The organism is Methanomicrobiales archaeon HGW-Methanomicrobiales-1, assembly GCA_002839675.1.
Classification (GTDB): domain Archaea; phylum Halobacteriota; class Methanomicrobia; order Methanomicrobiales; family Methanospirillaceae; genus Methanoregula.
In genome coordinates this window covers 25604-52233 of the sequence record PGYM01000003.1, presented here as the reverse complement: position 1 = coordinate 52233, position 26630 = coordinate 25604, and the positions used below count along the sequence as shown (strand labels likewise).

21 protein-coding genes, 1 tRNA gene and 1 pseudogene are annotated in these 26630 nt (G+C 44.7%); 12 read left to right on the top strand and 11 right to left on the bottom strand.

The window, feature by feature from the left end:
• The first annotated feature begins 65 nt into the window (after positions 1-65).
• Positions 66-854, top strand: coding sequence for a hypothetical protein (locus CVV30_09685; GenBank protein PKL68192.1), 789 nt, complete (start codon positions 66-68; stop codon positions 852-854).
• Positions 855-1067: 213 nt separating this feature from the next.
• Here CVV30_09685 and CVV30_09680 read toward each other — a convergent pair.
• The 4 genes from CVV30_09680 to CVV30_09665 form a co-directional block, all read right to left on the bottom strand.
• A tRNA-Gln gene (locus tag CVV30_09680) sits at positions 1068-1140 on the bottom strand.
• A gap of 181 nt (positions 1141-1321) precedes the next feature.
• Positions 1322-1783 carry a hypothetical protein gene (locus tag CVV30_09675; GenBank protein ID PKL68191.1) on the bottom strand — a complete coding sequence of 154 codons (462 nt, stop codon included), beginning with the start codon at positions 1781-1783 and terminating at the stop codon, positions 1322-1324.
• Positions 1784-3022: 1239 nt separating this feature from the next.
• The gene (locus tag CVV30_09670) at positions 3023-3943 is read right to left on the bottom strand and encodes an integrase (protein PKL68190.1); all 921 of its coding nucleotides are present in this window, start codon (positions 3941-3943) and stop codon (positions 3023-3025) included.
• Between the two features lie 22 nt (positions 3944-3965).
• On the bottom strand, positions 3966-4223 hold the full coding sequence (locus CVV30_09665; GenBank protein PKL68189.1) for a hypothetical protein: 258 nt from the start codon (positions 4221-4223) through the stop codon (positions 3966-3968).
• A 2835-nt stretch (positions 4224-7058) separates the two neighbouring features.
• Here CVV30_09665 and CVV30_09660 point away from each other — a divergent pair.
• The 5 genes and pseudogenes from CVV30_09660 to CVV30_09640 all read left to right on the top strand — a co-directional run bounded on the left by CVV30_09660 (position 7059) and on the right by CVV30_09640 (position 13883).
• Positions 7059-7550, top strand: a pseudogene (locus CVV30_09660) (hypothetical protein).
• 398 nt (positions 7551-7948) lie between these two features.
• Positions 7949-8365 carry a molybdopterin-guanine dinucleotide biosynthesis protein B gene (mobB, locus tag CVV30_09655; GenBank protein PKL68188.1) on the top strand — a complete coding sequence of 139 codons (417 nt, stop codon included), beginning with the start codon at positions 7949-7951 and terminating at the stop codon, positions 8363-8365.
• 22 nt (positions 8366-8387) lie between these two features.
• On the top strand, positions 8388-9773 hold the full coding sequence (glmM, locus tag CVV30_09650) for a phosphoglucosamine mutase (protein ID PKL68187.1): 1386 nt from the start codon (positions 8388-8390) through the stop codon (positions 9771-9773).
• A gap of 256 nt (positions 9774-10029) precedes the next feature.
• The gene (locus CVV30_09645; protein ID PKL68186.1) at positions 10030-13587 is read left to right on the top strand and encodes a hypothetical protein; all 3558 of its coding nucleotides are present in this window, start codon (positions 10030-10032) and stop codon (positions 13585-13587) included.
• A gap of 2 nt (positions 13588-13589) precedes the next feature.
• Positions 13590-13883 carry an acylphosphatase gene (locus tag CVV30_09640; GenBank protein PKL68522.1) on the top strand — a complete coding sequence of 98 codons (294 nt, stop codon included), beginning with the start codon at positions 13590-13592 and terminating at the stop codon, positions 13881-13883.
• On the opposite strand, the gene cas1 is transcribed toward CVV30_09640, so the two are convergent.
• Positions 13867-14799 (bottom strand): CRISPR-associated endonuclease Cas1, encoded by a 933-nt coding sequence (cas1, locus tag CVV30_09635; GenBank protein ID PKL68185.1) that lies wholly within the window; start codon positions 14797-14799, stop codon positions 13867-13869. The two genes, CVV30_09640 and cas1, sit on opposite strands and share 17 nt — an antisense overlap.
• Before the next feature lie 481 nt (positions 14800-15280).
• Between cas1 and CVV30_09630 the strand changes: the two genes are divergently transcribed.
• From CVV30_09630 to CVV30_09620, 3 genes are read left to right on the top strand one after another with little or no spacing between them, the layout of a single operon-like run.
• Positions 15281-16570 carry a phenylacetate--CoA ligase gene (locus CVV30_09630; protein ID PKL68184.1) on the top strand — a complete coding sequence of 430 codons (1290 nt, stop codon included), beginning with the start codon at positions 15281-15283 and terminating at the stop codon, positions 16568-16570.
• A complete protein-coding gene (locus CVV30_09625; GenBank protein PKL68183.1) occupies positions 16570-17871 on the top strand; it encodes a phenylacetate--CoA ligase in 1302 nt (433 codons plus the stop codon). Before CVV30_09630 ends, CVV30_09625 begins: the two co-directional genes overlap by 1 nt.
• Positions 17872-18306: an acetolactate synthase gene (locus tag CVV30_09620; protein PKL68182.1), complete on the top strand. Its 435-nt coding sequence runs from the start codon at positions 17872-17874 to the stop codon at positions 18304-18306.
• Positions 18307-18313: 7 nt separating this feature from the next.
• Here CVV30_09620 and CVV30_09615 read toward each other — a convergent pair whose 3' ends face one another.
• The 5 genes from CVV30_09615 to CVV30_09595 all read right to left on the bottom strand — a co-directional run bounded on the left by CVV30_09615 (position 18314) and on the right by CVV30_09595 (position 23429).
• Entirely contained in the window at positions 18314-19600 is a 1287-nt protein-coding gene (locus tag CVV30_09615; protein ID PKL68181.1) for a bifunctional hexulose-6-phosphate synthase/ribonuclease regulator, read from the bottom strand.
• A 452-nt stretch (positions 19601-20052) separates the two neighbouring features.
• A complete protein-coding gene (locus tag CVV30_09610) occupies positions 20053-20559 on the bottom strand; it encodes a nitroreductase family protein (protein PKL68180.1) in 507 nt (168 codons plus the stop codon).
• 57 nt (positions 20560-20616) lie between these two features.
• Positions 20617-21654, bottom strand: coding sequence for a hypothetical protein (locus CVV30_09605; protein PKL68179.1), 1038 nt, complete (start codon positions 21652-21654; stop codon positions 20617-20619).
• A gap of 158 nt (positions 21655-21812) precedes the next feature.
• On the bottom strand, positions 21813-22376 hold the full coding sequence (locus CVV30_09600) for a GMP synthase (protein PKL68521.1): 564 nt from the start codon (positions 22374-22376) through the stop codon (positions 21813-21815).
• A 36-nt stretch (positions 22377-22412) separates the two neighbouring features.
• Positions 22413-23429, bottom strand: coding sequence for a TIGR00303 family protein (locus tag CVV30_09595; GenBank protein ID PKL68520.1), 1017 nt, complete (start codon positions 23427-23429; stop codon positions 22413-22415).
• Between the two features lie 90 nt (positions 23430-23519).
• Here CVV30_09595 and CVV30_09590 point away from each other — a divergent pair, with 90 nt between their 5' ends.
• Positions 23520-23954 (top strand): phosphatidylglycerophosphatase A, encoded by a 435-nt coding sequence (locus tag CVV30_09590; protein PKL68178.1) that lies wholly within the window; start codon positions 23520-23522, stop codon positions 23952-23954.
• Positions 23951-24661 (top strand): adenosylcobinamide-GDP ribazoletransferase, encoded by a 711-nt coding sequence (cobS, locus tag CVV30_09585; protein ID PKL68519.1) that lies wholly within the window; start codon positions 23951-23953, stop codon positions 24659-24661. The genes CVV30_09590 and cobS overlap by 4 nt, the downstream gene beginning before the upstream one ends.
• 218 nt (positions 24662-24879) lie before the next feature.
• Here cobS and CVV30_09580 read toward each other — a convergent pair whose 3' ends face one another.
• A complete protein-coding gene (locus CVV30_09580) occupies positions 24880-25176 on the bottom strand; it encodes a hypothetical protein (protein PKL68518.1) in 297 nt (98 codons plus the stop codon).
• A gap of 174 nt (positions 25177-25350) precedes the next feature.
• Here CVV30_09580 and tuf point away from each other — a divergent pair, with 174 nt between their 5' ends.
• On the top strand, positions 25351-26628 hold the full coding sequence (tuf, locus tag CVV30_09575; protein PKL68177.1) for a translation elongation factor EF-1 subunit alpha: 1278 nt from the start codon (positions 25351-25353) through the stop codon (positions 26626-26628).
• Positions 26629-26630: the final 2 nt, after the last annotated feature.

Sequence of the window (26630 nt, the reverse complement as noted above, 5' to 3'; positions counted from 1 at the left end):
TACAGGATTGTGTGAAAAAGAAATATATCTGAAGGTAATTCCACTATACTTACAGGAATCAAAGCATGCGCAAGGATGAGATTGAAGACCGGATCGTGCGGATAGAGAAGACGCTCCGTGACCTGCAGGCCGGGCAACGGGATATCAGCGAGACCATTGTTACGGAGCTGCGTTCGTTCCAGTCACTCCTCATAGAAGAGAAGATCGAGGCCATGCGCCAACAGCTCGGCCAGGGGTACCAGCGGCTTCTCCTTGATCTTGTCCTCTCTGATGCAAAGCGTGAGTTCGAGCGGGTCTGCCCGGATCCCTGCAATGTCTATGACCGGAAGGAGTGCATGGATATCACCCTTAACCGGCTGCGGGAATTCGGCGAACGCCTGGATCCGGAGAGTACTGAACGGTTCATCGAGGACCAAATTCGGCAGGACCGGGAGATGGCAGACCGCTACCTCCGGAACAGCCTGCAGTGCAAAGCCTGCATTGAGGTATTCTCTGTTGAACGCGACCGGATGATCCATGCGATCCGGGATCTTTCGGCAACCCGGCGTGCCCTGAAGCGGAAGAACCAGGATATCCTTATCTCCGAGTTGCCGGATGAGTTGGTCCTCTCATCCATCATCGAACCGCTGGCGAATCCGGTACGCTTTTCCATGATCAAAGCGCTCTCGAATGGCAGCATGTCGTACTCGGAGCTGAGTACACTCACCGGACATAAGGGAGGTCATCTCCTCTTCCACATCACCCGCCTTATCGAAGCCGGCCTCGTGATCAAATCCGAGACAAGCGGGCTCTATACAGTAACAGAAAAAGGCATGGGGGTTATGAATATGGTCCGGAATCTTTACAGTAGTTGATCTGGCGTTCATTCTGATTCTGGTAGAGCTCCGCTCCCCTCACACCGTCTCAACGGTAGTTTGCTGACATGAATATCGGTCGAGACTGTTCGTCTCCGCAGTCTCGCGTTCGCTCTGATTTCGATACTCTAAAATTGTCATTATAAACAAAAAAGATTCAAATTTGACCCATTTTAGAGAAATGGGCGAGAATCGCCCATATTTCACTCTGCATACCCCCGACCAGATTCGAACTGGTGTCGCCAGCTCCAAAGGCTGGCATGATTGACCGCTACACTACGGGGGTTTTGATTTACGGAATGGTTAACCGCACATTTTCCCTGCAGGAAAATGCCATAATACCTATGCATGTCAGGACTATAAGGATAGCTTTTGCCCCGGTCATTTTGCAGGGAAAAAAGGGGAAGGTGATATAATTATTTTTTGTTCACGAATGGTTTTACTATAGGACACAAGGTATCAGGAAATCAGGATCCGATAACAATGTCAGCACGTTTTTCCGGACAGGATTTCTTTGCCGGTTCTTTCTGTTCCGGAGTACTGGTTTCAGTGTGCCGGGCTGCGGGTTCCTCATTTTTCTGAATATGTTTTGGGAGATGTGCGAGAATTTCCCTGCTTACCTTGAGCTGTTCTTTCATAACATTTGACAATTCAGACAGGATTTTATTCTGTGCGGTAACCAGCAGCTCGAGTTCTCGCGAAGATCCTGATCCATTGGCGGGTTCTATGGATTCCTCAGCGGGCTGCAGTTTTTTAATAAATTCACTGCGGCGTTTCCAGATCTTGCTGATGCTGTCGATTCCTTTCTTTTTTGTGGGAAAGACCTCCCGGTACCGCTCGTAAAATTCATGACTGTCATTGCACTGGATGACGAGGTCAATCTCGGCATCATCGATTTTTTCGTATTTTCGTTTATGGACCTTTGGCATAGGGTAAAACATTGGATATTTTCGAATTTTAATCTATCCACGTCAGAAAATCTGCATATAAATGATTGGATTTGGGAAATACTAGAACAGGGACAATTTCAAGATATTATAAAAAATTGGATTTGATTAAATCATACGTTATAACATTTATTTTCAAAAGAATTGGATATATTTGATTGCACGAATAAAAATTGAAAAATTTGATATTTTATCCAATTACAGATGATGTATGGCAGGGAATTGGATTTCCGAAAACATTGGATTATTTTAGGGCTAGTACGGTTAAGGAGTGAAAATAAAAGAAATGTGCAGTGCCCGAAGATTATTTTTTCAAAGGATTTGTTTTCAGGCGAGATTATGGGAATATTTTGGATAAATTAGAAAAAGACATTTATCAGAAATGCGTTTGGATTTCCAAAACATTGGAATTGTGGAAGATTACGATACAAAAAATATTAAATTGAAAAAAGATTTGATTTTTTTAAAAAGAGTTTTTATAAAATACCAGTTCCAACGTAATGAAAATATGCGTATCCACATTGTGAGATGAGGAAAAATTAGATAAATCCGGATTTGCATGAATTTTTACTTCATGGGATTCGATTTTCAAAATAATTGGATTTGATTGATTTATGATGATAAATGACGGGAGATGTAATTGAATTGGATTGGATTAAAAAAATTCTGGATTTTAAGGAAAGGATACCCGGTTCCCACGCAATTGCAACACCATTAGATTTGCAATTGTTTCACACTGAGGAGACGAGATATCCAGGGAACCGGTATTCCCGCCCAGTGATTACCCGGGCCGGGTATTTCAACAGGGCCGGATAATGCCGGGAGGATCCAAAAATGTTCCGGATACGGGGCATTTACCGGGATTTGACCTCTATACCGACCTGTTTTTTTAAACAGCCAGGGTTGCCGGGGAGTTATTCCGTGCACTTTATTTTCCGGGCATTTGTTTCAGGTTTTTGTATTCAAAAACCAGCCACGCAAATGATCGGGGCATTAATCCAGCATCTCGTTTGGCCCGATCGAAGCTAAAAAAGTTAAGTAGTTACCATATAGCATCATACGGTTTATTGCGAAAAATGATGAGATGAGAGAAAAAGAAAAAACAGCACGATTTGAACGTTAAATAGAGAAATAACTAATATTTTGAGATATTCTGCATTGTCAAAAAAGAAGGAATCCCGGGATAATTTCTTGTCATGTATTCACTAGGGGAAAGTAAAATTACCCGTTCCCGTTTGTCTTGGAGAGCGGGAAAAACTGCTGGTAGACCTGACGGCGCTCATCAATATCGGTATGCAGGTAGATCTCCGTTGTTTTGATGGAAGTATGGCCAAGATTTTCCTGGACAACCCGAAGATTCTTTGAACGCTTATAGAGTTCGCTGGCGTAACTGTGGCGTATCTTGTGCGGGGTAATTCCGCTCGGGGCATAGTGCTTGAAAATATGCTGGATGGCACGGGAAGAGATGTGTTTTCCCTGCTGCCCGACGAAGACGGGGCCGACGATACGATTGCCAATAAATTTCAGGAGATCGGCCAGGGTATCATCATCGACAAAGACGATTCGGGACTTATCACCTTTACCCCGGATCCGTATCGTGTGCTCGTCGAAGTCAATGTCCTCAACATTCATTCCACACAGTTCTGATACACGGACACCGGTGGCATATATGGTCCGGACAATGAGATTGTCACGAGGATCTTCTATCGAATCAATCAGGCGAAGCACCTGGTTATGTTTGAGATATTTTATGTCCTGCTGCTTGACTCGCGGCCGTTCAATGCCGGTCAGGGGGTTGGAAGTGACAGCCCCCTGGGTGTAAAGAAACCGGTAAAATGAACTCATCGTCGAGATAATGCGATGAAACGTCTTTGGCTTGTACGTTCGCATCGACGAGACAAATGAGAGAAAATCAGTCACCATGAGGGGGGTCACCTCAACACTTGTGTCGAGGCGGGCATTTTCGAAATCTTTCCAGTAGATGACGAGTTTGGTTATCTCCGTATTCCTGCGAAGCCAGACATAATAAGCAAAATGTTTCATCACCTGCTCATAACTGTCAAGTGTGCGGGGAGAGTAGTTGCGCATCCGGAGGTAGTTCCGGTAGCTTTTGAGCCACTCCGAGAAATACCCGCTTTCCATGCTCTATTCTATCTTTGCTCGATTAAATAAAGGTTTTCGTAGAATACCTATTCTGCGAAGTCTGAAAAATTCCAAAATTTTTACTGTTTTTCAAAAAAGAGAGTAATCTCTTCAAAAAAAAAATTCCGGAAATACAAAAAAATATCATTCCCTCATCCACATGGACATAAGAAAAGTGCAAAAAGTTCACAAAATGTCTGTCGGTAATAAAAAACGAGTTTTCAAAACAGGCCTTTTTTTCAATTTGATGGTCCCAGACCCCCATCACCCTTGTGATCATCGACCGGAAGCCCGCTATTGCCCTGCAAAGTAAATTAACGTCGGAGAATAAATGCACTGGAACGATGTTTTTTGTGCCTGTTGAGAAAATTCCTCTGATATCATTTTGCCTGGTTGGGAAATATAAAAATAATGTCCGGTTTTTTCAAGGAATATTGTTCACTTTGGACTGAGTTTCGTTCAATGATTTTTTTTGTAATGTCCCGTTATGAAATTTTTAACGGGAAGATGCCGGCGAAATCGGATTGCTGGCTGAGAACCCGGGAAGTCTGATCAAATTGGAAAAAATGGGGATTTTTTCAGCCAATCTGTCGTCAGAAAATCTGGATTTACAATTGGATTTTCCATTCTGATGAAAGATTTCCAATCGGCAAAAAAAGGAAGAATGCTCTCGTTTTTCTTTCACTTTGGTCTAATAAAACCTACAATTTTCAAAAATCCCGGGCGTAAAAATATTCCTGGAATCATCCATTTCGAACTGCAGAATGAATCTAAAGGACTTCTGAAGCCGGGTTTTTAGGGCGAATTAATTCTGTTTTCTTAAAAAGGACGTGTTTTATCGTTGATTAAGCCGGATGAAAGATACTGGCGACATCCCGTATCCAAATTAAATTGGATATCCACTTTCCAAATCACCGGTATGGCGGCCCTGAAACCTTTTTTCCGCCGGAACTGGAATGATTTTTAATTCAAAAAGGTCAGTTAAAATTCTATTTTCCGTTGCCCGAAGGTCCTCTATAACAGTAGGTGGATGACCCCCTCTCTCCCCAAAGGGAGAGACTGCCCAAGGGGATAGTTCCCCCGACTCCCATCTTAAGGAATTTGTCAGATTTCTGACGGCTAACGTGATATTGGGGGGATGCCCGGTCGGCGGGGGCTGAAGCACGAAATACTGTAGCCTCCGAGAGCGATTCTTTGGTGCCTCACAAGAATTTCCCGAGCGTCAAATTGAAAATTTACGGGCTGAAAAATGCGATGGGCAATGCCCACAGAATAAAAAATCCAATCCCATTATTATCAGGAATCCGGTTTTAGCGCTGAATTTCTCCCTTGTTTTGTGCTACCGAGTGCTAATATTTTTCCTGGCGAAATCCTTTCGGCCAGACTAATCCGGATATTTCTCTCTGACCTGTTCGTTGGGATCTATCGAATTACCCGTGCATCTTCCCACAGATGACAACGATCTTTTCATTATTTCTTGCCCTTTGTATCCCTTCTTCAGTGATAAAATATCGATGTAATTATATTGGCATTGCTGTTTTTTTTGCCATTCACCCGTTGGAAACTTATAAAAAAGGCATTTGTAAATCACTGCTTCCAGGAAAGAGATTCTGGCAGGTTAGACTTAAAAAAAACCAAAATATCTGAATCTGATTAAAAAATGAAGCGATAACAGCCATTCCAGGCTATTTATTCGATTATCGACGGGTTCAAAAACTAACTACATATGAAAAATTACATCATTTTTTTATGTTACTCCCCTGTGCATGAACTAAATACAGATGCGAAGGTGAAATGAAAAATGAACCTGAACAATAAAAAATGGGCAAGAATTATCCCCTTTTCTTCATTTACCCTGTTTTCCTTCCCATTATTCGGATTTTTTTCAGGGTCTTCGCTACATAATTACAATCCGGAACAGGATGCAGCTTAATTAAAAATGAATGATACCCAAATTATTGAAAACTGCAAAAGCCCCAGATTTTTGTTATTTTATTAAAAAGAAGTCATTTTGAGCATTTTGTGGAATTTTGAAAAATGTTGCAGAACATCTAATAAACTATATGATGCTATATGTAAAAGGGGCGTTTTATGATTTGGTTCTCTGATATTATTCAGAAAAACCTGATTAAACCGGAATAAACCAATATCAAAAAGGTACAAAAAAACTCGAAAGAAAATTTATTTAAAAAAAAAGCATTTTAACCGAACAGGATTAGGCCCATGCAATGGGTAATAAAAAACTCACCAGATATCGGTTATGCATACAATAGTCGAACCAGCATCTGCAGAAATTATTACCTGGAATGTGTGCAAAGAGCGCCTGGGCGTACACAATATTTGCTACCAGTCTTGATTATTTTTAAAATATTACATCGATAAACATCACCTGGGATCTACAAAGCCGTCAATTCCAATTTGATTATCGTTTGTTCACGGATTATACAATCTAAACATCCCATCCATTATTATTCCACAAATTTGTTGTCCGGGAACATTACAAATTCAATATCCTACACACTACCCGAATTATCCCCTCATTAAATGGGAAAGTCTCATTAAGCACTCTGCAGAGAGCCTGTAACTTCCAAGAATTCACCAATATTCCTCAACCGGCTATGAGGGTATGAGTACACTCCTGATAATGGAGAAAATCCGGGAGGGACATCCCATTGACACCAACCTTTAATCTTCACTTTTCCCACCGAATACAAAATCTTCCGTGATCCAACCCCGATATTAAAAATGCCCCTGCAGTAGGGGTAGAGCGGAAAGTATCGGAATTAAAAAGGACGTCATATAATTGCATTTCCGAAGAGTCCCGTTAGGGATAATACAAGAGAATAAATGTTCTACGAAAAATCTGCAATATTTCAATAAAGAAAAATCAGTATTTTCGCCATAAAAAAAAGAATGAGAAATAGTCAATTCGTGGTTCTTTTTCGAATATCCCTTTAATTCGCTCTCTGATTTCGAGGGAGAAACATCGTAATCCGACGTAGTGATTGCCATTTATAAACCATATAATGCTATAAATAAAGCGGCCAAATAATCAACTATCTCTTGGAGAATGTTCCCATACGGGGATAAACCAATTCTTGAAAGGTGTATGATAATGGACAACGCAAATATCCAGCAGGAGATCAATAAATATAAAAAATTCAAGAAAGTCGATGGAGCAACCTATCGCAAGGTAAACCAGTTTTTACGCAAAAGGACCTATATAACGGCCCGTGAATGGGCGCTTGCACGCCTGTGCACTGATTTCCGCACATCCGGTGGAGCTGAAATGACCTTTATCGGAAACCATCTGCCGGAACTTGTCCCTTTTATGGAGGATACCTATACTCCCCAGGCAGTGAACCAGGCACGCAATTCTTTCAAAAAAAAGGTGCGTAAATCGAGTGCCACATTTTTTTATGGAGCAATGTGTGGATTTTTTACTACCGATGAACTCGACGATCTGCTCTTTGAAGCCAGCGAAGTTGCACGATTTTTATTGGAAGTCGAAGGCACAACCCTGGATATCGATGAAGAGATCGATATAGAGGATCGCATCACCAAGGTCATGCGAAGTGTCGGAGAAGCAGCAAAAACAATACTCCGGACAAGAGCAGAAGATACCGAAACAGGGGCCATACCCCAGGGAAAACCCGACATAACAGAAAAAATAACAGCCCCTTTAGAAACGGATATATCGACACAGCAAAAAACAAAGAGACGAAGGAAAACAAAAGAAACGGTTCCTACAGAAGGCACCCGTACGGAGCCGCTATCTCCGGACAGAGTGGACGTTTCGCCCGGGGATTTGGAAACAACGGCCATTCATAGCGATGAATCGGCCGTAAATTTTCCTGTCATTACTTCACCATCGAGTGATCATGAACAGGAAATGATTTCCCCTCTTTCAACAACGGTCCTCACGCTAATAAATAAAAATCAGGAAAATATTCAAGATATCAGCCCCGTAAAAGAAGATCCCGACATTACAGGAGATGAAACCCCATGAAGATAATTCAGGTTGTAGGAAGATCAAATTCCGGTAAAACCACCTTCATCAAACAGCTTATCCCTATACTCAAAACAAAAGGGCATGTTGCAGTGATCAAGCATCTCGGGGATCACGAGTATGTTCTTGAAGAGGGAAAAGACACTACCGGTTTTTTTGAAGCCGGTGCTGATGTTTCCGTAGGGATCGACGCTGATAAATCCGTAGCTGCGATACGTAACAATTCATTAGAGGGCACATTAAGACTTCTTTTCGACCAGGGTATGAATTTCACCGTTATCGAAGGGTTCAAACAGATAGCATACCCCAGAATAGTTATTGGAAATCTCGAAACTGATCATTGTGTCCTGTCCAACCCAAGACTTGATGAAGTGCTTGCATCACTCAATTCCTTTGAAGATTTTTGTCCTTAAAAAATAAAGGGAGTCAAAAAACATGGAAACAAAAAAAATCCAGAAACGATTGTTCGGTACTAATGGAGTGAGAGGAATTGTTGGAAAAGATCTGACTCCTGAACTTGTACTTTCCATAGGAGAGGCGTTCGGAACGATGAGAAATGGGCGCATCGCTGTTGGCAGGGATACCAGAACCAGCGGTGAAACGCTTGCTTACGCGGTCAAGTCAGGACTCATGGCTGTGGGATGCGATGTGACAGACTGTGGCATCCTCCCGACACCGGCACTCCAGTATCTGGTAAAAAATCACTTTGATGGCGGGGCGATGATCACCGCATCTCATAATCCCCCGGAATATAACGGCGTTAAAATCATCGAATCTGATGGTACAGAGATGGGAGATGAAGAGACCATCAAACTCGAACAAAGGATATTCGACCATACATATTCCACAACCTCCTGGGAACACGTGGGACACGAAACCATTGCACCTCATTTTATTGAAGAATATGTCACTGCAATAGCGGATTATTTTCCCGGCAAACCGGGTGCAGGAATTACCGTTGTTGTAGATCCCGGTTCAGGCCCGGCCTGCTCCACAACCCCGGATATTCTCACACGCCTGGGTTGCAGGGTGCTGACGATTAACGGGATTATGGACGGCACATTTCCCGGAAGGCTTCCCGAACCATCCCAAGAGGGACTAAAAGGGCTTGCTGCGCTCGTTGTGAGCAGCGGAGCGGCATTTGGAGTTGCTCACGATGGGGACGCAGATCGTGCTGTCTTTATTGATGAAAAGGGACAATTTGTCGAGGAAAACCAGGAGTTTGCACTTGTCGCAGACCATATCTGTCATCAGAAAAAAGGAGTTATTGTTACTCCGGTCAGCACATCACAGATGGTTGAGATAGTAGCTAAAAAGAACAACTGTACCGTAACCTACACGCCGGTCGGAAGCATCTATGTTGCCCGTACAATGCGATCGCTTATTGAGAAGGGGTCACAGGTTATTTTTGGCGGAGAAGGAAATGGCGGGCTAATCTTTCCCGACCATCAATTCTGCCGTGACGGGGGTATGACCGCAGCGATGATGGTTGCAATTCTTGCTTCACGCGGACAAAAATTATCCGGGTTATTAGAAGAATTACCTAAGCGACATATGATCAAAGATAAGATCTCGGCAAGCGGGGGTGCAGCAATACTCGAAGCATTAAAATCGGCATATTCGCACGGGATCATTGATCAGACCGACGGAGTGAAAATTTTTCGGAATAATTCATGGGCTCTGGTGCGGGCATCGGGAACAGAACCCCTCATCCGGATCATCATTGATGCAGATGATGATAAGCAAGGCAGGGCACTGCGGGACGAACTTATGGAAACAATCCGGAATGTTACAAAGAACAATCCTGATCGGGCAAATTAATACAGAATTTTTTTAGGGTGTTTGTAAAAATAATAAATAACGGATTTTTATGGTTTAATTCAAAAATTAATTGAAATTATTATAGTTTCTTAAAAATGAAGGCCCCATTATTGAGATATCAGGCAAAAGACCGATAAATCTGCTTTAGTATCCAAAAAAAATATAAATTTATGCCTAAATAAAAGAGTAAGGTTTATTAACTAATTTGGTCAAATTGAGATAAATAACCCGAATTTCTGTATCAGGGAAATAAATAATGGTTAAACCCACCGAAATAATCGATAAGATTCAGCAGGCGCTATCAGCAGAGGATTGGAAGAGCGTCAGGGATAGCATTGAGGAGCTGCACCTGAATCAGGGGCGACATGCCAGAAAAACAATTGTTTCCGATCTGAATCATCTCCTTGTTGATAAAGCCATCAAAACAAACAATCCAGCATTTTTATACGCCATTGCCAATATTCCGAGCAATGAAATAGAGGATTTATTCTCGGGTATTCTTTGTCAGTATATTAAAACAAAAAATGATACATGGCTTAAATCTCTTCAATTCCTGTCCGAGATATTAGGCAAAAAAAGTTATCAGTCCCGCGTGTTTGCATTGATGGCACGGGATCTCATTGAAGCAGGGGTTTCTCATTCAGATCCTTCGTTCATCAAACTGGGCATGATTATGCTCGATCGGATCAGTTTCCGGAAATACCGCTCCGATATCATGATCGATATCATTCCCCTTCTGATTGTCTGGGCGATCACAACGCGGGATGAAAAACGTCTCCGTACTTCACTCAGTCTCATAGAAGACATAAGTGATATCTCAAAACGAGCGGTCCTTCATTCCGAACTTGCAAAAGCAATCGCAACCATTGCGATTCTGGAAAAAAATTGCCCATTATTCCTTGATAGTATCAGAATTGCGACCGATATCCACCAGAAGATCCGCAGGCAGAACTGTATCAATTCAATTGTGGAGAAAGGGATAAAATCTGCTTTTTCCCGGGATATATCCGATATCCCGGCATTTATCCAACACTTTAACGATAGTAATTCAGATAATCAACTCGAGATTATCAGCGCCCTGGTTGATCAGCTTCTCGATCGCGAAAAGGATAAAAAACAGATCGCCAGAGTACTTCAGTCCCTCTGCGAAACCCTGCCTTTTGTAACAGAGACTCTTGTCATTGATCTTCTCAGGAAAGCGGAACAGTCCGGGGATACCTGGTATTTTGAATCTGCAATGCAACTTCAGCAGCTGATTTCAAATCCCGACAAATATCCAATAAAGGAGATAATTAAGGCGGGTATTTCAGTTTCTCGCAGTTCTAATGAAATTAACGTGCTTTCTGATCTCATTCCTATTATTGAAAAGAACTGCAATACGGTATATTTATCCCGGGTCTATCTTCAGTTTTCCCAGATTATGCTGGGTTCAGGAAATTTTGAATCAGCGCTCAATGTATTTGGGAAAGTCAATCATGAATCAGAAAATATTACGCTCTACACAGATTGTTTAACAAACCTTCTGAAGGCAGGGGTAATAAAAAATTCCATTGCAAAAATTAATAGTTCAATTCTCCAGAATATCCCCGCAGAAATTTCTCATAATGCCGTATACCATGCAGCAGTTGAAATTTCCCGGAATTCTCCATTTGATGAGATAGTCCCCCATATCCATTCCATGAAAGAACTAATCAACTTACACCCCCGAAGGGATCCTCTCTTTCTTGAGTGCATCACCCTTCTTGTGGACAGGGGATTTCTGGATGCTCTTGAACCGGGCATCCTGATTAAACTTGCAGATTCGATCACAGAATTGTCATTAAAAGAGCGAGCTATTTCAAGCATTGTCATAAAAATTGCCCAGATCGGTGTGCAGATAAATAACCGCGATTTCCTCCAGAGAGCAGTCGGGCTTACCTGTCAGATTGATGGACAGAATACCCGTTCAGCCACTTTGAGCAGGATTATTGATGAAGCCGCGATCCTGGCAGCGCACCAGGGAGATCTTGATCTCCTTTTGAGAATGGAAAAATGGAGCAACTCCCTTCTCGAAAAAGATCTTGCAGCGTATGCAATGGCAAACATTATCGAGGGTGTGATAAAATACGCAATTGATAACCGTTCACCTGACGCTCTCGAAAAGGCATACCTGATCGCACAGAAAATCGAAGATCCTGCATTAAAAACCCAATTATTCGAACGTATTGCAGAGTGTTTTATTAAGATTGGATGTATCCTGCTCAAAGAACCAAAGATTTTGCCACCCCTGCAAAATTTTTCAGATGCGGTTCCTCCGTTTGAGCGCGGACTGGAAATAATCAAAAAGAATGTAAAAACACCGCAAATCTCGCTTAAGATTGCCGGGTTAATCGATGTGATTCTCTCGTATTCAAAAACGAGCGATAATCCGGATTTTATTATCCCGCTGGCGATGTACTCTCTGGAGATCAGCAATGCATTAGAAAGGGATGCAATGATGTCCCGTATTATTTCGAATCTCAATGATGAAACTCCCTTCCCGGGTTCAACCGATCCTTACGAGATTCTGGCCTACCTTCTTCAGAGATCGGAACAGGCACAATCCAATCCGGTTTCTATTAACCTGATATTCCGGGTCCTCCACCTGATACAAGATCCTTACAATCGTCTCACAGGATTGTTAAATCTTGCAGATTCCGTGTTCAAGTCAGGAGATCCGGACTGGTCTATTGAAATTCTGAAAGAAGTATCAGGTTCACTGGAAAAACTTCCCACAGAATATCAGAAAGTATTGATTTTAGCTGACCTGACCACACTGTTTGGTCCCATCGATCAGAAAATGGCAAAAAAATGCCTTGATGAAGGAATCCAGATCCTGAATAGCGCAGAATTCCCCGATAGTGGGATAGCACGGAGACAGATTGTTTTTGCCATCGCCAGCCTGAATACCGCCACCTCCGATGATTCCTTAATCAATATTGCATTCGACATCGTATCCGAAATCAAAGAACCGGTCGATTACATCAAATCGCTCATTGCCATGTCCCGAATGGTAATTAACGATGATGATCGATGTGCTGAATTGCTCACCCTTATGGTGGGGGCAACAGAACAGATCCATTCACCGTATGAACAGGCATCAGTTATCCTTGATATTGTCCCGCTCGCACTGCAATGCAATAAAGATGATGCATTTATGCCGTTACTAAAAAAGGCAGATGCATTGACAAAAAACATCAACATCCAGTATATCGCAGATACCATCCGCGACAATGTCGCCCAAGTGTATTCGATGCTGTACACAACGCACAGCGATAAGAAATACCTCCGCTACGCCATTGAAACAACGCGGACTATTGACGATGACAGGTTAAGACTTCACCGCCTCACGCAAATGGGGCAAAAAGAGTCTTATGAGATCTCCCCCCAGTATAGTAAAATCAGGGCGATGACCGAAAAAATTTTAGATGACGGTGCTCAGCCCAATCAGATCGCCTCACTTGAACGTATCGTCAGTTCAATAGCCGATCGTGGAAAAGAAGCAATCTTTTTCTGTAATCTTTCGATCCTTTTCCGGCAGGAAGGGAATGGAAAACTCTCAAAGCGCATGCTGCAAAGTGCAATGAAAGAAGCACGGATTATCCGGCCACTCTCCCGAAGGGCTTATGTGATGTGCGATATTGCAATGAAGAGTCATGCTGCAGGCTGTGAAAGCGAAGCTCAGGAAGTGCTCGATTCTGCCATTGACGCAGCGACCAATATACGCCAGTCAGCACTGCGCGATGAAGTATTCGATGAACTCGGGCTTGCGATTAAGATAATGCAGGAGATCTGATGATGAGGACAATCGAGATCTTCATCTCAGGAAGGGTCCAGAAAGTCGGATTCAGGGCATGCGTGCGAAGAATCGCTACCGATTTGAAAGTATCCGGGACAGTAATGAACCTGCCGGATGGAAGGGTTCACATCTATGCAACGGGCGAGCTGATGATTCTTGAAAAATTTGTTTCAATGGTGTATGGTTGTCCCCGTGCAGTTATCAGGGATCTCCGGCAATCGGAGATACCGTTAAAGGCCTTTGATGACTTTTCAATCATCAAAGGAGAGGGGCGTATCAGTACAGCGCTTTGAATTCACCACTATTTCTTATCGCATTTGAGAGATTGGATACCTGTTCATCAATTTTTTTATTGTTTATGGTAACATGAAATGTTTTAATGAGATTTCTGGCTAATTCATCAGACAACATGCACCGGTCAGGAGAGAGTTCGAAGTCGGCAGAGGTGAGGGACTCGCGTGCGATCCTGAATACTGCTTCATCGATCATTTCAGATTTCATTGACTCGGCAATATCATTCACCAGACTTCCTTTCCCCTCGTGCAACAGGCCAATGTCGGGATCCAGCCTCGCCCCTATCAGTGAAACACAGCAATTGCCAAACAGCATTGCATAGCCGAATGAGATCATTGCATTGATAGGATCGGTTTGAGGGCGTAATGTCCTTCTCCGGAATCCAAATTCCGGCTTGGTGTTACGCGACATTATCTCATAATACATATCAGAAGTCATACGGTGAAGGCGACGGATCTCGTCGAGTTTGATGAGATACGCCATTTCTTCTAAAGATTTGTGAAGGAAATCTAACTCAGCTTCATAAAAAAGGGATACACTCTGTGCTTCCTGTAAGCGGCTGATAGCGACAAGGCGGGACTTCAGGGCACTCTGGGCAATTGTCATTGCGAAGCGATGGCGTGATTCGGTCTGCTGTGCCTGATAAATATCCGAATCATTATGGTAGCCAAAAGGACTGATACTCCCCACCGGATTTCCATCAGGTTCAAAAAATGAGATTACTGCACCTTTTTTTATCAGCTGGGTAATAGTTGCCGAGCTAATCGTGTGTCCACCGACTATAAGGAGGTTTTTTACAGCATCAAGAGAGTATTCCTCGATGCCATTTTTTTTCTGGATAATTAATTTTGTCTGTGTCGATTTGATGTGAGAGCCAAACCCACTCACCGACAACCAAGGATAATTCGTTTCCATAAACCCCGTACGATCCAGCGCAATTCAGATAATTACTACCACATTTCCACAGATTAAATCATCGTTGTACATTTCCGGATAATTTTAAAAGGATGTTCCGGAACCCTTGTATTCTGAAACATTTTCATAGCAGACACTGCTGAAAAAATTCCAATCAGGGTACGGGGGTGTTAGTAAAGCTGCTAACAGTTGGATAATTATCTAACAACAGATCATTTTCTCTGAGGTGAAGGGGCGGGCTCGTACGGCAAGGTATTGTTGAAAAAAAATTCCCGGAGATCGATTGCAGTGAGAATGTCTTGGTGACAATTGGTCCAGTGTTTTGTTTTTTGGAATTCTACCATTGAAACAATTTCCGTTTTGCCAAAATAGTGAACCTACAGAATCCTGTCTCTTGTGTTCGAATCATCCAGAAATTTCGGTGGATATATACCGTAGCCACGACATAGTTTGTCATGCGATAGCATAACAGAGGTCGAAGATGTTCTGGGATAAGAAAATTGAAACCCTCAAACCTGATGAATTGCAGGCACTTCAGCTCAAACGCTTGAAAAAAACGATAAGTCAGGCACAAAAAGTCGGTTTTTATAAAAAGCGTCTCTCGGATGCGGGCATCACTTCATCCTCAATAAAAACACTGGATGACATCCGGAAAATACCCTTTACCAAAAAACAGGATCTTCGGGATGGCTATCCTTTCGGGTTATTTGCAGTACCTCTCAAAGATATTGTCCGTATCCACACTACATCAGGTACAACCGGAAAACCCACGGTCGTAGGATATACAAAAAAAGATCTTGACGTCTGGGCAGACCTGATAGCACGCAATATGACCATGATCGGTGTAGGAAAGGAAGATATTTTCCAGAACATGGTCAATTACGGCATGTTCACCGGGGGTCTTGGTTTCCACTATGGTGCAGAAAAAATCGGAATGACGGTTATCCCCAGTGCCACGGGAAATACCAAACGCCAGATCGAGATGATCCGGGATTTTGGCGTGACAACAATTCACTGCACCCCCAGTTATGCAATGCATCTTTCAGAAGTTGCTGAAGAGATGGGCGAATCTCTTGACAGCCTTAAAACAGGAATTTTTGGGGCAGAACCCTGGTCAGAAAGTGTCCGGCACACCCTTGAAAAACGATTGGGAGTTACGGCATACGATTCATACGGCCTGAGCGAGCTCTTCGGCCCGGGTGTTGCCTTTGAATGCGCAGAGAGGGACGGGCTCCATATCTGGCATGATTCTTACTTAGTTGAGATCATTGATCCAAATACAGGCGAACGTGTTTCTGACGGAGAGCGCGGGGAGTTGGTTGTTACCCCCCTGGTAAAAGAGGCAATGCCATTACTGCGATACCGTACCGGTGATGTCACCATGCTGATGGAGGATGGATGCCTGTGCAGGAGAGGGCAGAAGATCGCCAGGATCACGGGAAGGAGCGATGATATGCTGGTCATCCGGGGTATCAACGTGTTCCCCTCCCAGATTGAACACGTGCTCCTTAAGATCCCTGAAGTGGGCAATCAGTTTATGGTATATATTGACAGAATAAATCATCTGGACGAAATGACTGTCGAAGTTGAGATTAACCGAGACTCATTCAGTGGTGAACTGGCAGACCTGGCAAAGATCCAGAAAAAAGTGGGGAAAGAACTCCGCGATTCTCTGGAACTGCGAACGACAGTCAGGCTTGTAGAGCCAGGATCACTGCCACGTTTTGAGGGGAAAGCAAAACGGGTAATCGACAGAAGGGAGGCGATATAATGGTATGCTGGGATCCACGCATCGAGGCAATGCCTCAGGAAGAACTCAAGAGAATGCAGTACAAACTTTTGAAAAGTCTTGTATATCGATTATACAGTTTCTCTCCATTTTACCATGACCGCATGAAAGAACAGAAAGTCCATCCGGATGATATCCGTGAACTTGCCGATGTGCATAAACTCCCGTTCATGTTCAAACGGGATCTCAGGGATAATTACCCGGATAAGATTTTCACGGCAACCCAGGATGAACTTGTCCGTTATCACGTATCATCGGGCACTACAGGAAAACCCACCGTTGTCGGCTATACCCAAAATGATTTACAGACATGGACAACATCGCTTGCCCGGGGCCTTACTTCAGTCGGACTGGGTAGGGGGGATGTAATTCAGGTAAGTTATGGGTACGGCCTGTTTACCGGGGGTCTCGGTATGCATTATGGTGCCGAGCGTATTGGTGCAACCGTTCTGCCGACAAGCGTGGGAAATACCGAACGCCAGATAGAACTCATGCAGGATCTGGGAGCAACTGCGATAGCCTGCACACCCTCATACCTCCTTCACATTGGGGAAGTTGCCGCAAAGATGGGGGTTGATATCAAAAAAGATACTCAGCTCCGTACCGGAATCCTGGGTGCAGAACCCTGGACAGAAGGTATGCGGGACCGCATCCAGGAATGGCTGGGTATCAGGGCTTATGATATCTATGGCACCAGTGAACTGTCCGGCCCGATGTTCACAGAATGTGCCGAGCAAAAAGGATTCCATATCTGGTCTGACATCGCCCTGGTGGAAATAATTGACCCTAAAACCGGCGAAATCCTTGAACCCGGTGAAAAAGGCGAATTAACCATCACCATTCTTCAGAAAGAGGCCCTTCCCATGATACGGTATCGCATCGGTGATATCACTTCGATGGAGGAAGATACCTGTGCCTGCGGCAGAACTCACCCGAGGATCCAGAGAATCCAGGGAAGAGTCGACGACATGCTCATCATCCGGGGTATCAACGTCTTCCCGTCACAGATCGAATTTGCACTGATGGCAATTCCGGAAGTGGGGGAACATTTCCAGATCATTGTCGAGAGGAAGGGTGCTCTTGATGATATGCTCGTCCGCGTAGAACTGAACAAGGAATCATTCAGTGACAAAATCAATGATATCATGAAGGTACGGCAGAAGGTCGAACACCGGCTCAGGAATTCCTTGAACGTGAATGTAGATGTCGAACTGGTCGAACCGGGCTCATTACCAAGATTTGAAGGTAAATCAAAGAAGGTAATCGATAAGAGGTCGATGTAAATGGACACGAAAAATTATGTAATCAGGCAGATTTCGATATTTTCTGAAAACCGCCCGGGCAGGCTTGCAGCGATTGCTCATGCACTGGGAGAAGAGAAGATCAATATCCTTGCTTTCAGTATTGCTGAGGCAAATGGTTTTGGCGTCGTAAGGGCACTGGTAGATCACCCGGAAAAAGCGCATGACAAACTGCTGTCACTGGGATTTAATATCGCATTTACCGATGTGATTGCCGTGCACATGAAAGATCAGCCGGGCGGACTTTATGAAGTCGCAAAAATCCTGGGAGATGCCGGCATAAACATTGAGTATTCGTATGCTTATTCCGGAAAAGAGGGAGCAGTGCTTATCCTCAGGGTAGATCAGGTTGAAGATGCGATAAAAAGGATTAAAAATTCAGGCGCAACTCTTCTGGAACGAAGCGTGTTCCACTAAAACAGTATCACTTCTTTTCCCATTTTATTAATTCTGCAACTTTAGAAAGGGTACTTCCCCTGCGGATCTCTTCGCGAATACGCTCTTCGTTCTTCCTGACTTCCAGTGCTCTTCGTGCAACTTCATATGCACGTACAGCAGGTATCACAACAACTCCACTTTCATCACCAACAATCCAGTCACCCGGGCACACACTCTGTCCGGCACACTGGATTTCAGCATTGATCTCCCCTAATCCTTTGGGTTCACCGGCATTCGGAACAATTGCTTTTGCAAAAACGGGAAATTTCATTGCCCGGATATCATCCACATCGCGTACTGCACCATCAATGACAACTCCTGACAGGTCTTTACTCACGCAGCTCATGGTTGCCAGTTCTCCCCACGGGGCAATATGCGTACACCCATCGTTGTTGATCACGATTACGTCACCTTTTCGGGCAACATCGATGGCTTCTACAGGTTTTGCCCAGTCCCCGGAGAGCGTCTGGACGGTGACTGCCTTTCCCACCATTTTCACATTCCCGCAAACAGAAAAAATCCCGGCCATCGCCCCCTTACGATGCATTGCATCCGTGATGTTGGGGGCAGAGACCTGCATCAGGAGGGCACGGATCTCTTCATCAGCCGATTTTTTTTCGATCGCTTTGATCGAGGGATTATCCATTGCGGTACGGATCTTTTTTGTTGATCCGGTAACATCTGCCGAACGAGTAATACTACCCCCGACAATGATGATATCTGCTCCAGATCGTACGGCATCTCCGGAACTATAGGCATCGATACCTCCAGCAACAGCGAGGGGGACGTGAACAGCGTCGGTAAGAGTAGAGAGGAGTTCGATCGAATTCCTGCCGATCATCTGCTGATCTATGCCAACATGGGCACAGATTATATCAATTCCAAGGATTTCGAGTTGGCCGGCACGGGATATCGGATCTGTGACATTGATCAGATCCGCCATCAGTCTAATTCCATAGAGCCGTGCAGCCCTGATAGCATCTTCAATGACCGCATCATCTGCATCAGCGAGCACACATACAATATTTGCTCCGGCCTTGGCAGCCATTTCCACTTCAAGAGCGCCGGTATCGGCAATTTTCATATCCGCAACAATTACCGAATCGGGAAAACGATCCCGCATCGCCCGGACTGCAGCCATACCTTCACTTTTTATAAGAGGGGTCCCGACCTCAATCCAGTCTGCACCACCGTCGATGGCTTCCTGTGCGATCTGCAAAGCCCGTTTCAATTCAAGAAGATCCAGTGCCACCTGCAGAACCGCTTTATTCATGATCAATGATGTGATTGGCCGGATGCTTAATAATTCCGGGGTTTTTGGGTGTTGACATGGTCGGCATATTGCAACCGGTTGTTTCCTGATTATTCCTTTTGGTGTGCTGGTTTTGCAGCACGCTGAGATCCAACTGCCAAAATCGCGGGTAAGATGTGCAATTGATAATCAAATGTACACTTGATTATCAATTGTACATTTGACAAAATTTACTTTGTTCACGCCGGACGCGGCCCACAGGGGGGGTGGGGGTACCCCCTCATGACCAGTAGGAGGGAGTGACTGATTTTCTACGCGATGGGCAGGGATACCCCTCCCCTCAAATCATGAGGATGGACGGATCTATTCCGATTTCGATCGCGTGATCATTCTACAATATTTTTTAATGAGAAGTATGAAAATAACCGATGCTTAAAATTGAGTTTGAGCCTTTTTCTTCTAAAAATAGTTTATTAATCGGTTTCAAATTTTTCCCGAAAAACAATATTTTTGATCTCCTTTTTATTTGCAATCGTAATTTCAGCGGGGAGACCTGCGGCGACGAGTGAAACCAAGGTGAATTGTTCGGGAACATCCAGCATCACCCGTATTTGATCAGCATACGCTTTTTTTTCACCGGCTACCCAGCAGGATGCAACGCCTTGAGCCTGCAAAGCGAGAATGATATTTTCTGTTGCAGCGCAGCAATCCTCGAGATAATAGGTCTCTTTCTTCTCGCCAAAAACCGCAAAGCACAGCGGACAGTCTGCGATAAACGTCCCATGATCCGCGATTGCTGCGATCTTTGCAAGTACTTCTTTGTTTTTAATAACACCAAACAACCATGGCTGGATATTCATTGCGGTGGGGGCCTGCGAAGCACATTCGAGCGCGTCATTTATGATAATATCGCTCACAGATTCTGGTTTGAATTTCCGCACGCTATGGCGGGATTTTATTACGGTGGTTACTATGTTCATACACCGGAATGGGAAAGTAAGTTAATAAAATCTTGCGAACCGGTAAAAAAAGAGAGTTTATTCTTTCTTTGCGCAGAAAACAAGTGCTAGTATAAGAGCAAACCCCGCGAGTACAGCTTCAAATCCGGCAGATTTTGTTTTAGTCGGAGTGAGTGTTGGAAGCGAAGTGACTGTGGTTTCGATAATTGTGGGTGTAGCTGTTGGGACTGGGGATTGAGTTAGTGTGGGTACTGAGGTATTCTGCGGAGTTTGCTGTACCGTTGTTGAAAGGGTTGTAACTGTTTTAGTAGGGGAGACTGTCTGTTGGGTTGGATTTGTTGTCGGCACATTGACTTTGATAAGAGGATTCTGATCCTGGTTGAGCAAACTCACTGCCCTGCTTATGGTCTTCCCTGATACACCATAATTGTCTTTCATACCGTTAACGTTGCACTCGGCCCATATGGTATATGTTCCAGTGGGATAGGCTTCACGATTATTTGTACCCCAGATTGAATCGGTGTATTGGGGGGATGTCGTAACACCATAGTCAACGATGGATGTTGTTCCTCCGGAGTTGCTTATCAGAGTGGTGAAAATCGCTCCATCAGGGGATTGTACTTTGATGGTAACGGGTAATGCCGATCCACCTGTTCTTGAGGATATAGGATACATGTTGGTATCGATCCTGAAACGAAGTGCATCACCCGAGGGTACCCATTTGTCAGTAACATCGACATTAACGGTAGTATCCTCTACTTTGATATCCAATTGAGGATCTACAACATTGAAAGCGGTCCCATTTGCCTGCCCGGATGGGTTAAGATGATACCATACCCCAGGATAAGACCCAAATAAATTTGGGGAGACGGAGAAACTTTCAGGATTTGAGACAGAGACCGTACTATCCGGGGAACTGCCGGCAATCGATGCTGCAGATGCCCACCATCCGATCTTTGTATCCCCTTCCATTGCAGAGTTTACATTGAGACCCTGTTCGCCAAGAAAAACCATTTCTCCAGGACGGATCGTATTTATTGCGGCAAACACGGGACTAACCAAAAAAAGGATCCCGAATATCAACAAAACACAGCATTTTGCGTTTTTGCTTATCATATTGATCCATCTTTCCTGCTAATATATAAAATTAACAAACATACCGGCGATTCGGAGAAAAATAAAGATTATTTTTTGAAATGCGTACCAGCAGAGAATAGGATTTCATATGCAAGATCCTATGTCGTTCTATCCAAGCGGCAATAGTACAACACAAGTCATCTCTTGTGATCAAGCGTGAGTTGGTTGAAATTTTCAAATACCCGTTTTCCTTCGAACGTATGACTCACTTCCGGATGCCACTGGAGCCCGTATATCTGCTTATCCAGATGGGCAATCGCCTCATTATTGCAGATGGACGAATGAGCGAGCAGGGTAAATCCATCTGGCAACCGTGACACCTCATCGGCATGCGATGCCCATACACTCACTTTGCCGGGATACCCTGCAAGGATATCATCAGGTTGGCAGATTTCTACTTCCACCGGACCGTATCCCCCACTGCGCCCGGGATTCACATCGCCGTGAAATTTTTTTGCAATAATATGAAGCCCAAGACATATTCCCAAAACGGGCAATCCGAGATCGAGATACTGGCTGCAGTTCCCTGCACGCTCAATGGCCGGGCCTCCCCCAAGAATAATTCCCCGACATCCTTCCGCAACCTGTTCCTTTGATGTGGAATTAGGCACCAGTTCCACTTCAATTTCCAGATCTCTCAATGCGCGGTGGATGAGATGATTGAACTGGCCGAAATTATTGACTACATAAATGGGAAGCATCATGCTGAGGTTTGTATTGATGCACTATAATTCTGTTCAGCTGTAGGCACTCACCGTACTCAGGATTTTTGCCCGGATCTCATCCGGGGAGTGCCCAAGAAGATGCGCAAGACACATCGCCCCGCCAGCACCCATTCCTTCCTTTACTTCCCCAATGCAATACCGTGCAAGACCAGAATGTCCGATATCCCCAAAACCAGGGTCAACATAGAATATTTTTACCCCAATCTGCCGGGCGATCTGCTCAACATTGGCCGAGGGATCATCCTTCACGTAGGAAGTTGTGACTACAGAGGGGAGATGTAATCCCATTGCCTTAATTATTGCACTCACCGCAAGCATCTGGGTACCGCCTGCGAGGAGAAGATGCCCGGTATAGGTGCAGGCAATTCCTGCCGCCACCGGCATCATTGGATCTCCGGAATATTTCAGTACATCCAGTGGCGCGGTGATATTGTCAGCCTTGATACGCGCCAGCGCTATCTGGCAGATCTCTTCTTTCCGGGTAACCGGATTGTCAATAAAACTGCTGCTCACCGAAGCATTGTACCCGAGTGCACGCAGTACACAGAGCGCGGTGGTTGTCCCGCCGGGCACACATTCACCTATGACAAGAAGATCGCTGAAATCAGAAAGAGTCTTTCCGATCAATTTTCCCTGTTCAAACAGGGCTTGTGCCCGGGGAACTGCATTATGAAACCGGGGATCATCTCCAATCTCCCCATACACATCGATGCAGGGGACAGTGGGAGAGTGTCGGAGCCCGGCATTTATGAACAGTGGTTGCAACCGGGTTAATTCCATCATCGAACGGGTGATGGATGCCGGTGTCGGACAGCCCGTGGGGGTGTTTGGTTTTATGGGATGGCTTGTTATTGCTCCATGAACAACGAGTTCCGCATCCAGAATGGGAGTCAGCAGGGTATTATCAGGGCTTGATCCTGCACCCGATACTCCCGGAACCGTGGAGAGCAGGGTATTTCCGAGAATGGCGCAGAAGAGCGGTTTTTTAAACGTAACATCCGGTATTTCGGAAAGGAATCCCATACGTATCAACTCGTATATTTCAATTCATTCCAGTTTGAATATATCGGTAAAAATCCACAACGATATAATAGTCCGTTCGGTACAACACCTATTCATATGTTTGAAATTGAACAGCGGTTGCGCGATAACGGCATCACGCTTGAAGATATTGTGGATGCTGCCATGGGACTTTACGTTTCCCACGGTATGCCAGAAGAGGAGGCAGCCGCGGAGATCATGCGCAAAATAAAGAAATATTTGGCAGATCCGAACGTATCCTCACTTCTTCTTGGCGCGATACTCCTTGAAGACGAGCTTTACAATAAACGAAAAAATTCAGAAATTGCCGATGACCCGGTCTTTTTACTGAGCGATGAAATCATCGGCATGGCTATCGCAGAATGTATCGGGGGTACCTATGCACGGTTTGAATTTACCCGGTATGACCAGAAAAAACCCGGAATCCTTGCAAAACTCGGACCATTTCTCGATGATGCGGTCGCCGGATTGATCGCAGGGTGCACATCCCGTCTCTACAGCGAATGCATATGAAGGTACTCCGTTCCCTCCTGCAGTTCACGACAATTCTTCCGCTAGGTAGACCGCAGGATCTCGAGTTATTTGCCCGCCATTCATATCTCTACCCTATAGCGGGGTATGTCATTGGGGCACTTGTCGCACTGCCGGTTTTTTTTATTACAAACCAGACAATTGCAGCGGCGGTTGCCATTGCCCTGATCATGCTGATATCAGGTGTCCATCATTTTGACGGGCTCCTCGATTTCGGTGACGGGTTAATGGCGCATGGAGATAGTGAAAAACGGATCAAGGCACTTACGGACCGTTATATTGGAGCTGGGGGGGTCGCTGCAGGAATCGTGATCACACTCCTTCTGTTCTCCGGATTACAGGCATCAACTTTTCTTGTGTTTGCTATTATAATTGGAGAAGTCTGTGCAAAATTTTCAATGTCACTACTTACCGTATACGGTACGCCATTCAGACAAGGTATTCACAGTTATCTCCACCAGTTTTCGCAACCTCATTTCCCCCTCATTGCTGCAATCTTGTGTGCGCCACTTTTCTTCATGCCCATTGCTCCTCTCAAAGTGATGGGTGCCTTCCTGGCAGCACTCATATGCCCGGCAGTCATGCTCCTTATTTCAAACCGTTTGTTCGGAGGAGTAAATGGGGATGTTGTTGGTGCCACAAATGAGATTACCCGGGCTTGTGCTATTCTGGCACTGGTGATAATCTGATTTTAACATCATTATTGACAATCGATTTGCTGTCAGGGATTTGATGACAATTACATTCACTCAAACTTGAAGAACTGGTGATTCATGCCATTGAGAGAATTGAAAACTGAGTGAACAGGCGCGCATAGTGTGACAGAACATCTCAACATCCTCCAGTTTAGAGAGGTAGTGATCGAAATATCAAAAAAGATTACTGGCAGATTTTTAAAAAGATCAGCCTAATACATTCGCGAAAATCCTTTATTTGCGTCATCTCCGCATTCAATTGCTGAGCCATCCCGGATTAACGTATTGAACAACATGGCAGCATTCATCAGATTATCATCTGCAGCCGATCCTTTCTTCATATCATTCAGAGCCTGATGCTGGGGAGTGGACGTAAGTCGTTTTCCCACCAATACCCCTTTACAGTTCTTGCAGTACGCACAATGGCTGTATACCGATACATCTCCATCCGCACACGAAACAAGTACACGGTTTTTTTTCTCATCGCGCTCAAAAGGCAAGGTCTTCATAGAGAAAAGGTATTCAACCATCCAATATGATAATACCGATGTGTATTTTACCTGTTAAAAAAGCAAGATCTCCGTCAATCGAAATGCTTTATATAGATGGGTCTCATATAAGTAATACTCGCATAAACTGACTGTAAGCGGACAGTCCCACACGTTTATTTGGGAGGAACATAAATGGCATCTGACAAGCCCCACATGAATCTGGCTGTTATCGGACACATCGACCACGGAAAGTCAACTACCGTTGGTAGAATGATGTTCGAGACTGGTGCAGTACCTGCACATATCATCGAAGGTTACCGAAAGGAGGCTGCAACCAAGGGTAAGGCCACCTTTGAATTTGCATGGGTTATGGACAACTTAAAGGAAGAACGTGAGAGAGGTATCACCATTGATATCGCCCACAAGCGTTTCGATACAGCCAAGTTCTACTTTACCGTTGTGGACTGCCCAGGACACAGAGACTTCGTCAAGAACATGATCACCGGTGCATCACAGGCTGATGCAGCAATTCTCGTGGTAGCAGCCCCAGATGGTGTCATGGACCAGACGAAGGAGCACGTATTCCTTGCCCGTACACTCGGCATTACGCAAATCATCATCGCCATCAACAAGATGGATGCAGTAAAATTCGATGAGAAGCGGTTCAACGAGGTCAAGAAGGATCTTTCCGATCTTATCAAGATGGTAGGGTACAAACCTGAAGAGACTCTTTTCATCCCGATCAGTTCACTTGGCGGCCAGAATATCAAGGTAAACAGCCCCGAGATGGCCTGGTACAAAGGCCTCGCACTCATACCGGCACTTGACACATTCAAGGAACCCGCAAAACCAACTGAAAAACCGTTCCGTCTTCCAATTCAGGATGTCTACAGCATCAGCGGTATCGGCACTGTGCCGGTTGGCCGTGTTGAAACGGGTATCATGAAGAAGGGAATGAAAGTTTCCTTCATGCCTGCCAACAAGGACGGAGAAATCAAGTCCATTGAGATGCACCACGAAGAGATTCCGCAGGCATTACCCGGTGACAACATCGGGTTCAACGTCCGTGGTATCGCAAAAGGCGAAATCCGCCGTGGCGATGTCTGTGGACCCGCAGAGGCACCACCAACTGTTGCTGATGAATTCACTGCACAGATTGTCGTGCTCCAGCACCCCAGTGCACTGACCGTTGGGTACACCCCGGTCTTCCACTGCCACACCACCCAGACTGCCTGCACGTTCATGGAACTCCAGAAGAAACTTGACCCCCGCACCGGCCAGACCAAAGAAGAGAACCCGACGTTCCTCAAGAGTGGCGATGCAGCAATTGTTGTTATCAAACCAACAAAGCCGATGGTCATCGAAAATATCAAGGAACTCCCCCAGCTGGGCCGGTTCGCAGTCCGGGATATGGGAACAACTATTGCCGCTGGCATGTGTATAGCCATCAAGGCAAAACAAATGAGATAATT

Bases quoted from the DNA above. Each gene is read 5' to 3' on its own strand.
- CVV30_09675 (PKL68191.1), bottom strand. From the start codon at position 1,783: ATGCCAAAGGTCCATAAACGAAAATACGAAAAAATCGATGATGCCGAG.
- CVV30_09685 (PKL68192.1), top strand. From the start codon at position 66: ATGCGCAAGGATGAGATTGAAGACCGGATCGTGCGGATAGAGAAGACG.
- tuf (PKL68177.1), top strand. From the start codon at position 25,351: ATGGCATCTGACAAGCCCCACATGAATCTGGCTGTTATCGGACACATC.
- cas1 (PKL68185.1), bottom strand. From the start codon at position 14,799: ATGGAAACGAATTATCCTTGGTTGTCGGTGAGTGGGTTTGGCTCTCAC.
- cobS (PKL68519.1), top strand. From the start codon at position 23,951: ATGAAGGTACTCCGTTCCCTCCTGCAGTTCACGACAATTCTTCCGCTA.
- CVV30_09645 (PKL68186.1), top strand. From the start codon at position 10,030: ATGGTTAAACCCACCGAAATAATCGATAAGATTCAGCAGGCGCTATCA.
- CVV30_09600 (PKL68521.1), bottom strand. From the start codon at position 22,376: ATGCTTCCCATTTATGTAGTCAATAATTTCGGCCAGTTCAATCATCTC.
- CVV30_09610 (PKL68180.1), bottom strand. From the start codon at position 20,559: ATGAACATAGTAACCACCGTAATAAAATCCCGCCATAGCGTGCGGAAA.
- CVV30_09625 (PKL68183.1), top strand. From the start codon at position 16,570: ATGGTATGCTGGGATCCACGCATCGAGGCAATGCCTCAGGAAGAACTC.
- CVV30_09615 (PKL68181.1), bottom strand. From the start codon at position 19,600: ATGAATAAAGCGGTTCTGCAGGTGGCACTGGATCTTCTTGAATTGAAA.
- CVV30_09605 (PKL68179.1), bottom strand. From the start codon at position 21,654: ATGATAAGCAAAAACGCAAAATGCTGTGTTTTGTTGATATTCGGGATC.
- CVV30_09580 (PKL68518.1), bottom strand. From the start codon at position 25,176: ATGAAGACCTTGCCTTTTGAGCGCGATGAGAAAAAAAACCGTGTACTT.
- mobB (PKL68188.1), top strand. From the start codon at position 7,949: ATGAAGATAATTCAGGTTGTAGGAAGATCAAATTCCGGTAAAACCACC.
- CVV30_09670 (PKL68190.1), bottom strand. From the start codon at position 3,943: ATGGAAAGCGGGTATTTCTCGGAGTGGCTCAAAAGCTACCGGAACTAC.
- CVV30_09590 (PKL68178.1), top strand. From the start codon at position 23,520: ATGTTTGAAATTGAACAGCGGTTGCGCGATAACGGCATCACGCTTGAA.
- CVV30_09665 (PKL68189.1), bottom strand. From the start codon at position 4,223: ATGATCACAAGGGTGATGGGGGTCTGGGACCATCAAATTGAAAAAAAG.
- glmM (PKL68187.1), top strand. From the start codon at position 8,388: ATGGAAACAAAAAAAATCCAGAAACGATTGTTCGGTACTAATGGAGTG.
- CVV30_09640 (PKL68522.1), top strand. From the start codon at position 13,590: ATGAGGACAATCGAGATCTTCATCTCAGGAAGGGTCCAGAAAGTCGGA.
- CVV30_09630 (PKL68184.1), top strand. From the start codon at position 15,281: ATGTTCTGGGATAAGAAAATTGAAACCCTCAAACCTGATGAATTGCAG.
- CVV30_09620 (PKL68182.1), top strand. From the start codon at position 17,872: ATGGACACGAAAAATTATGTAATCAGGCAGATTTCGATATTTTCTGAA.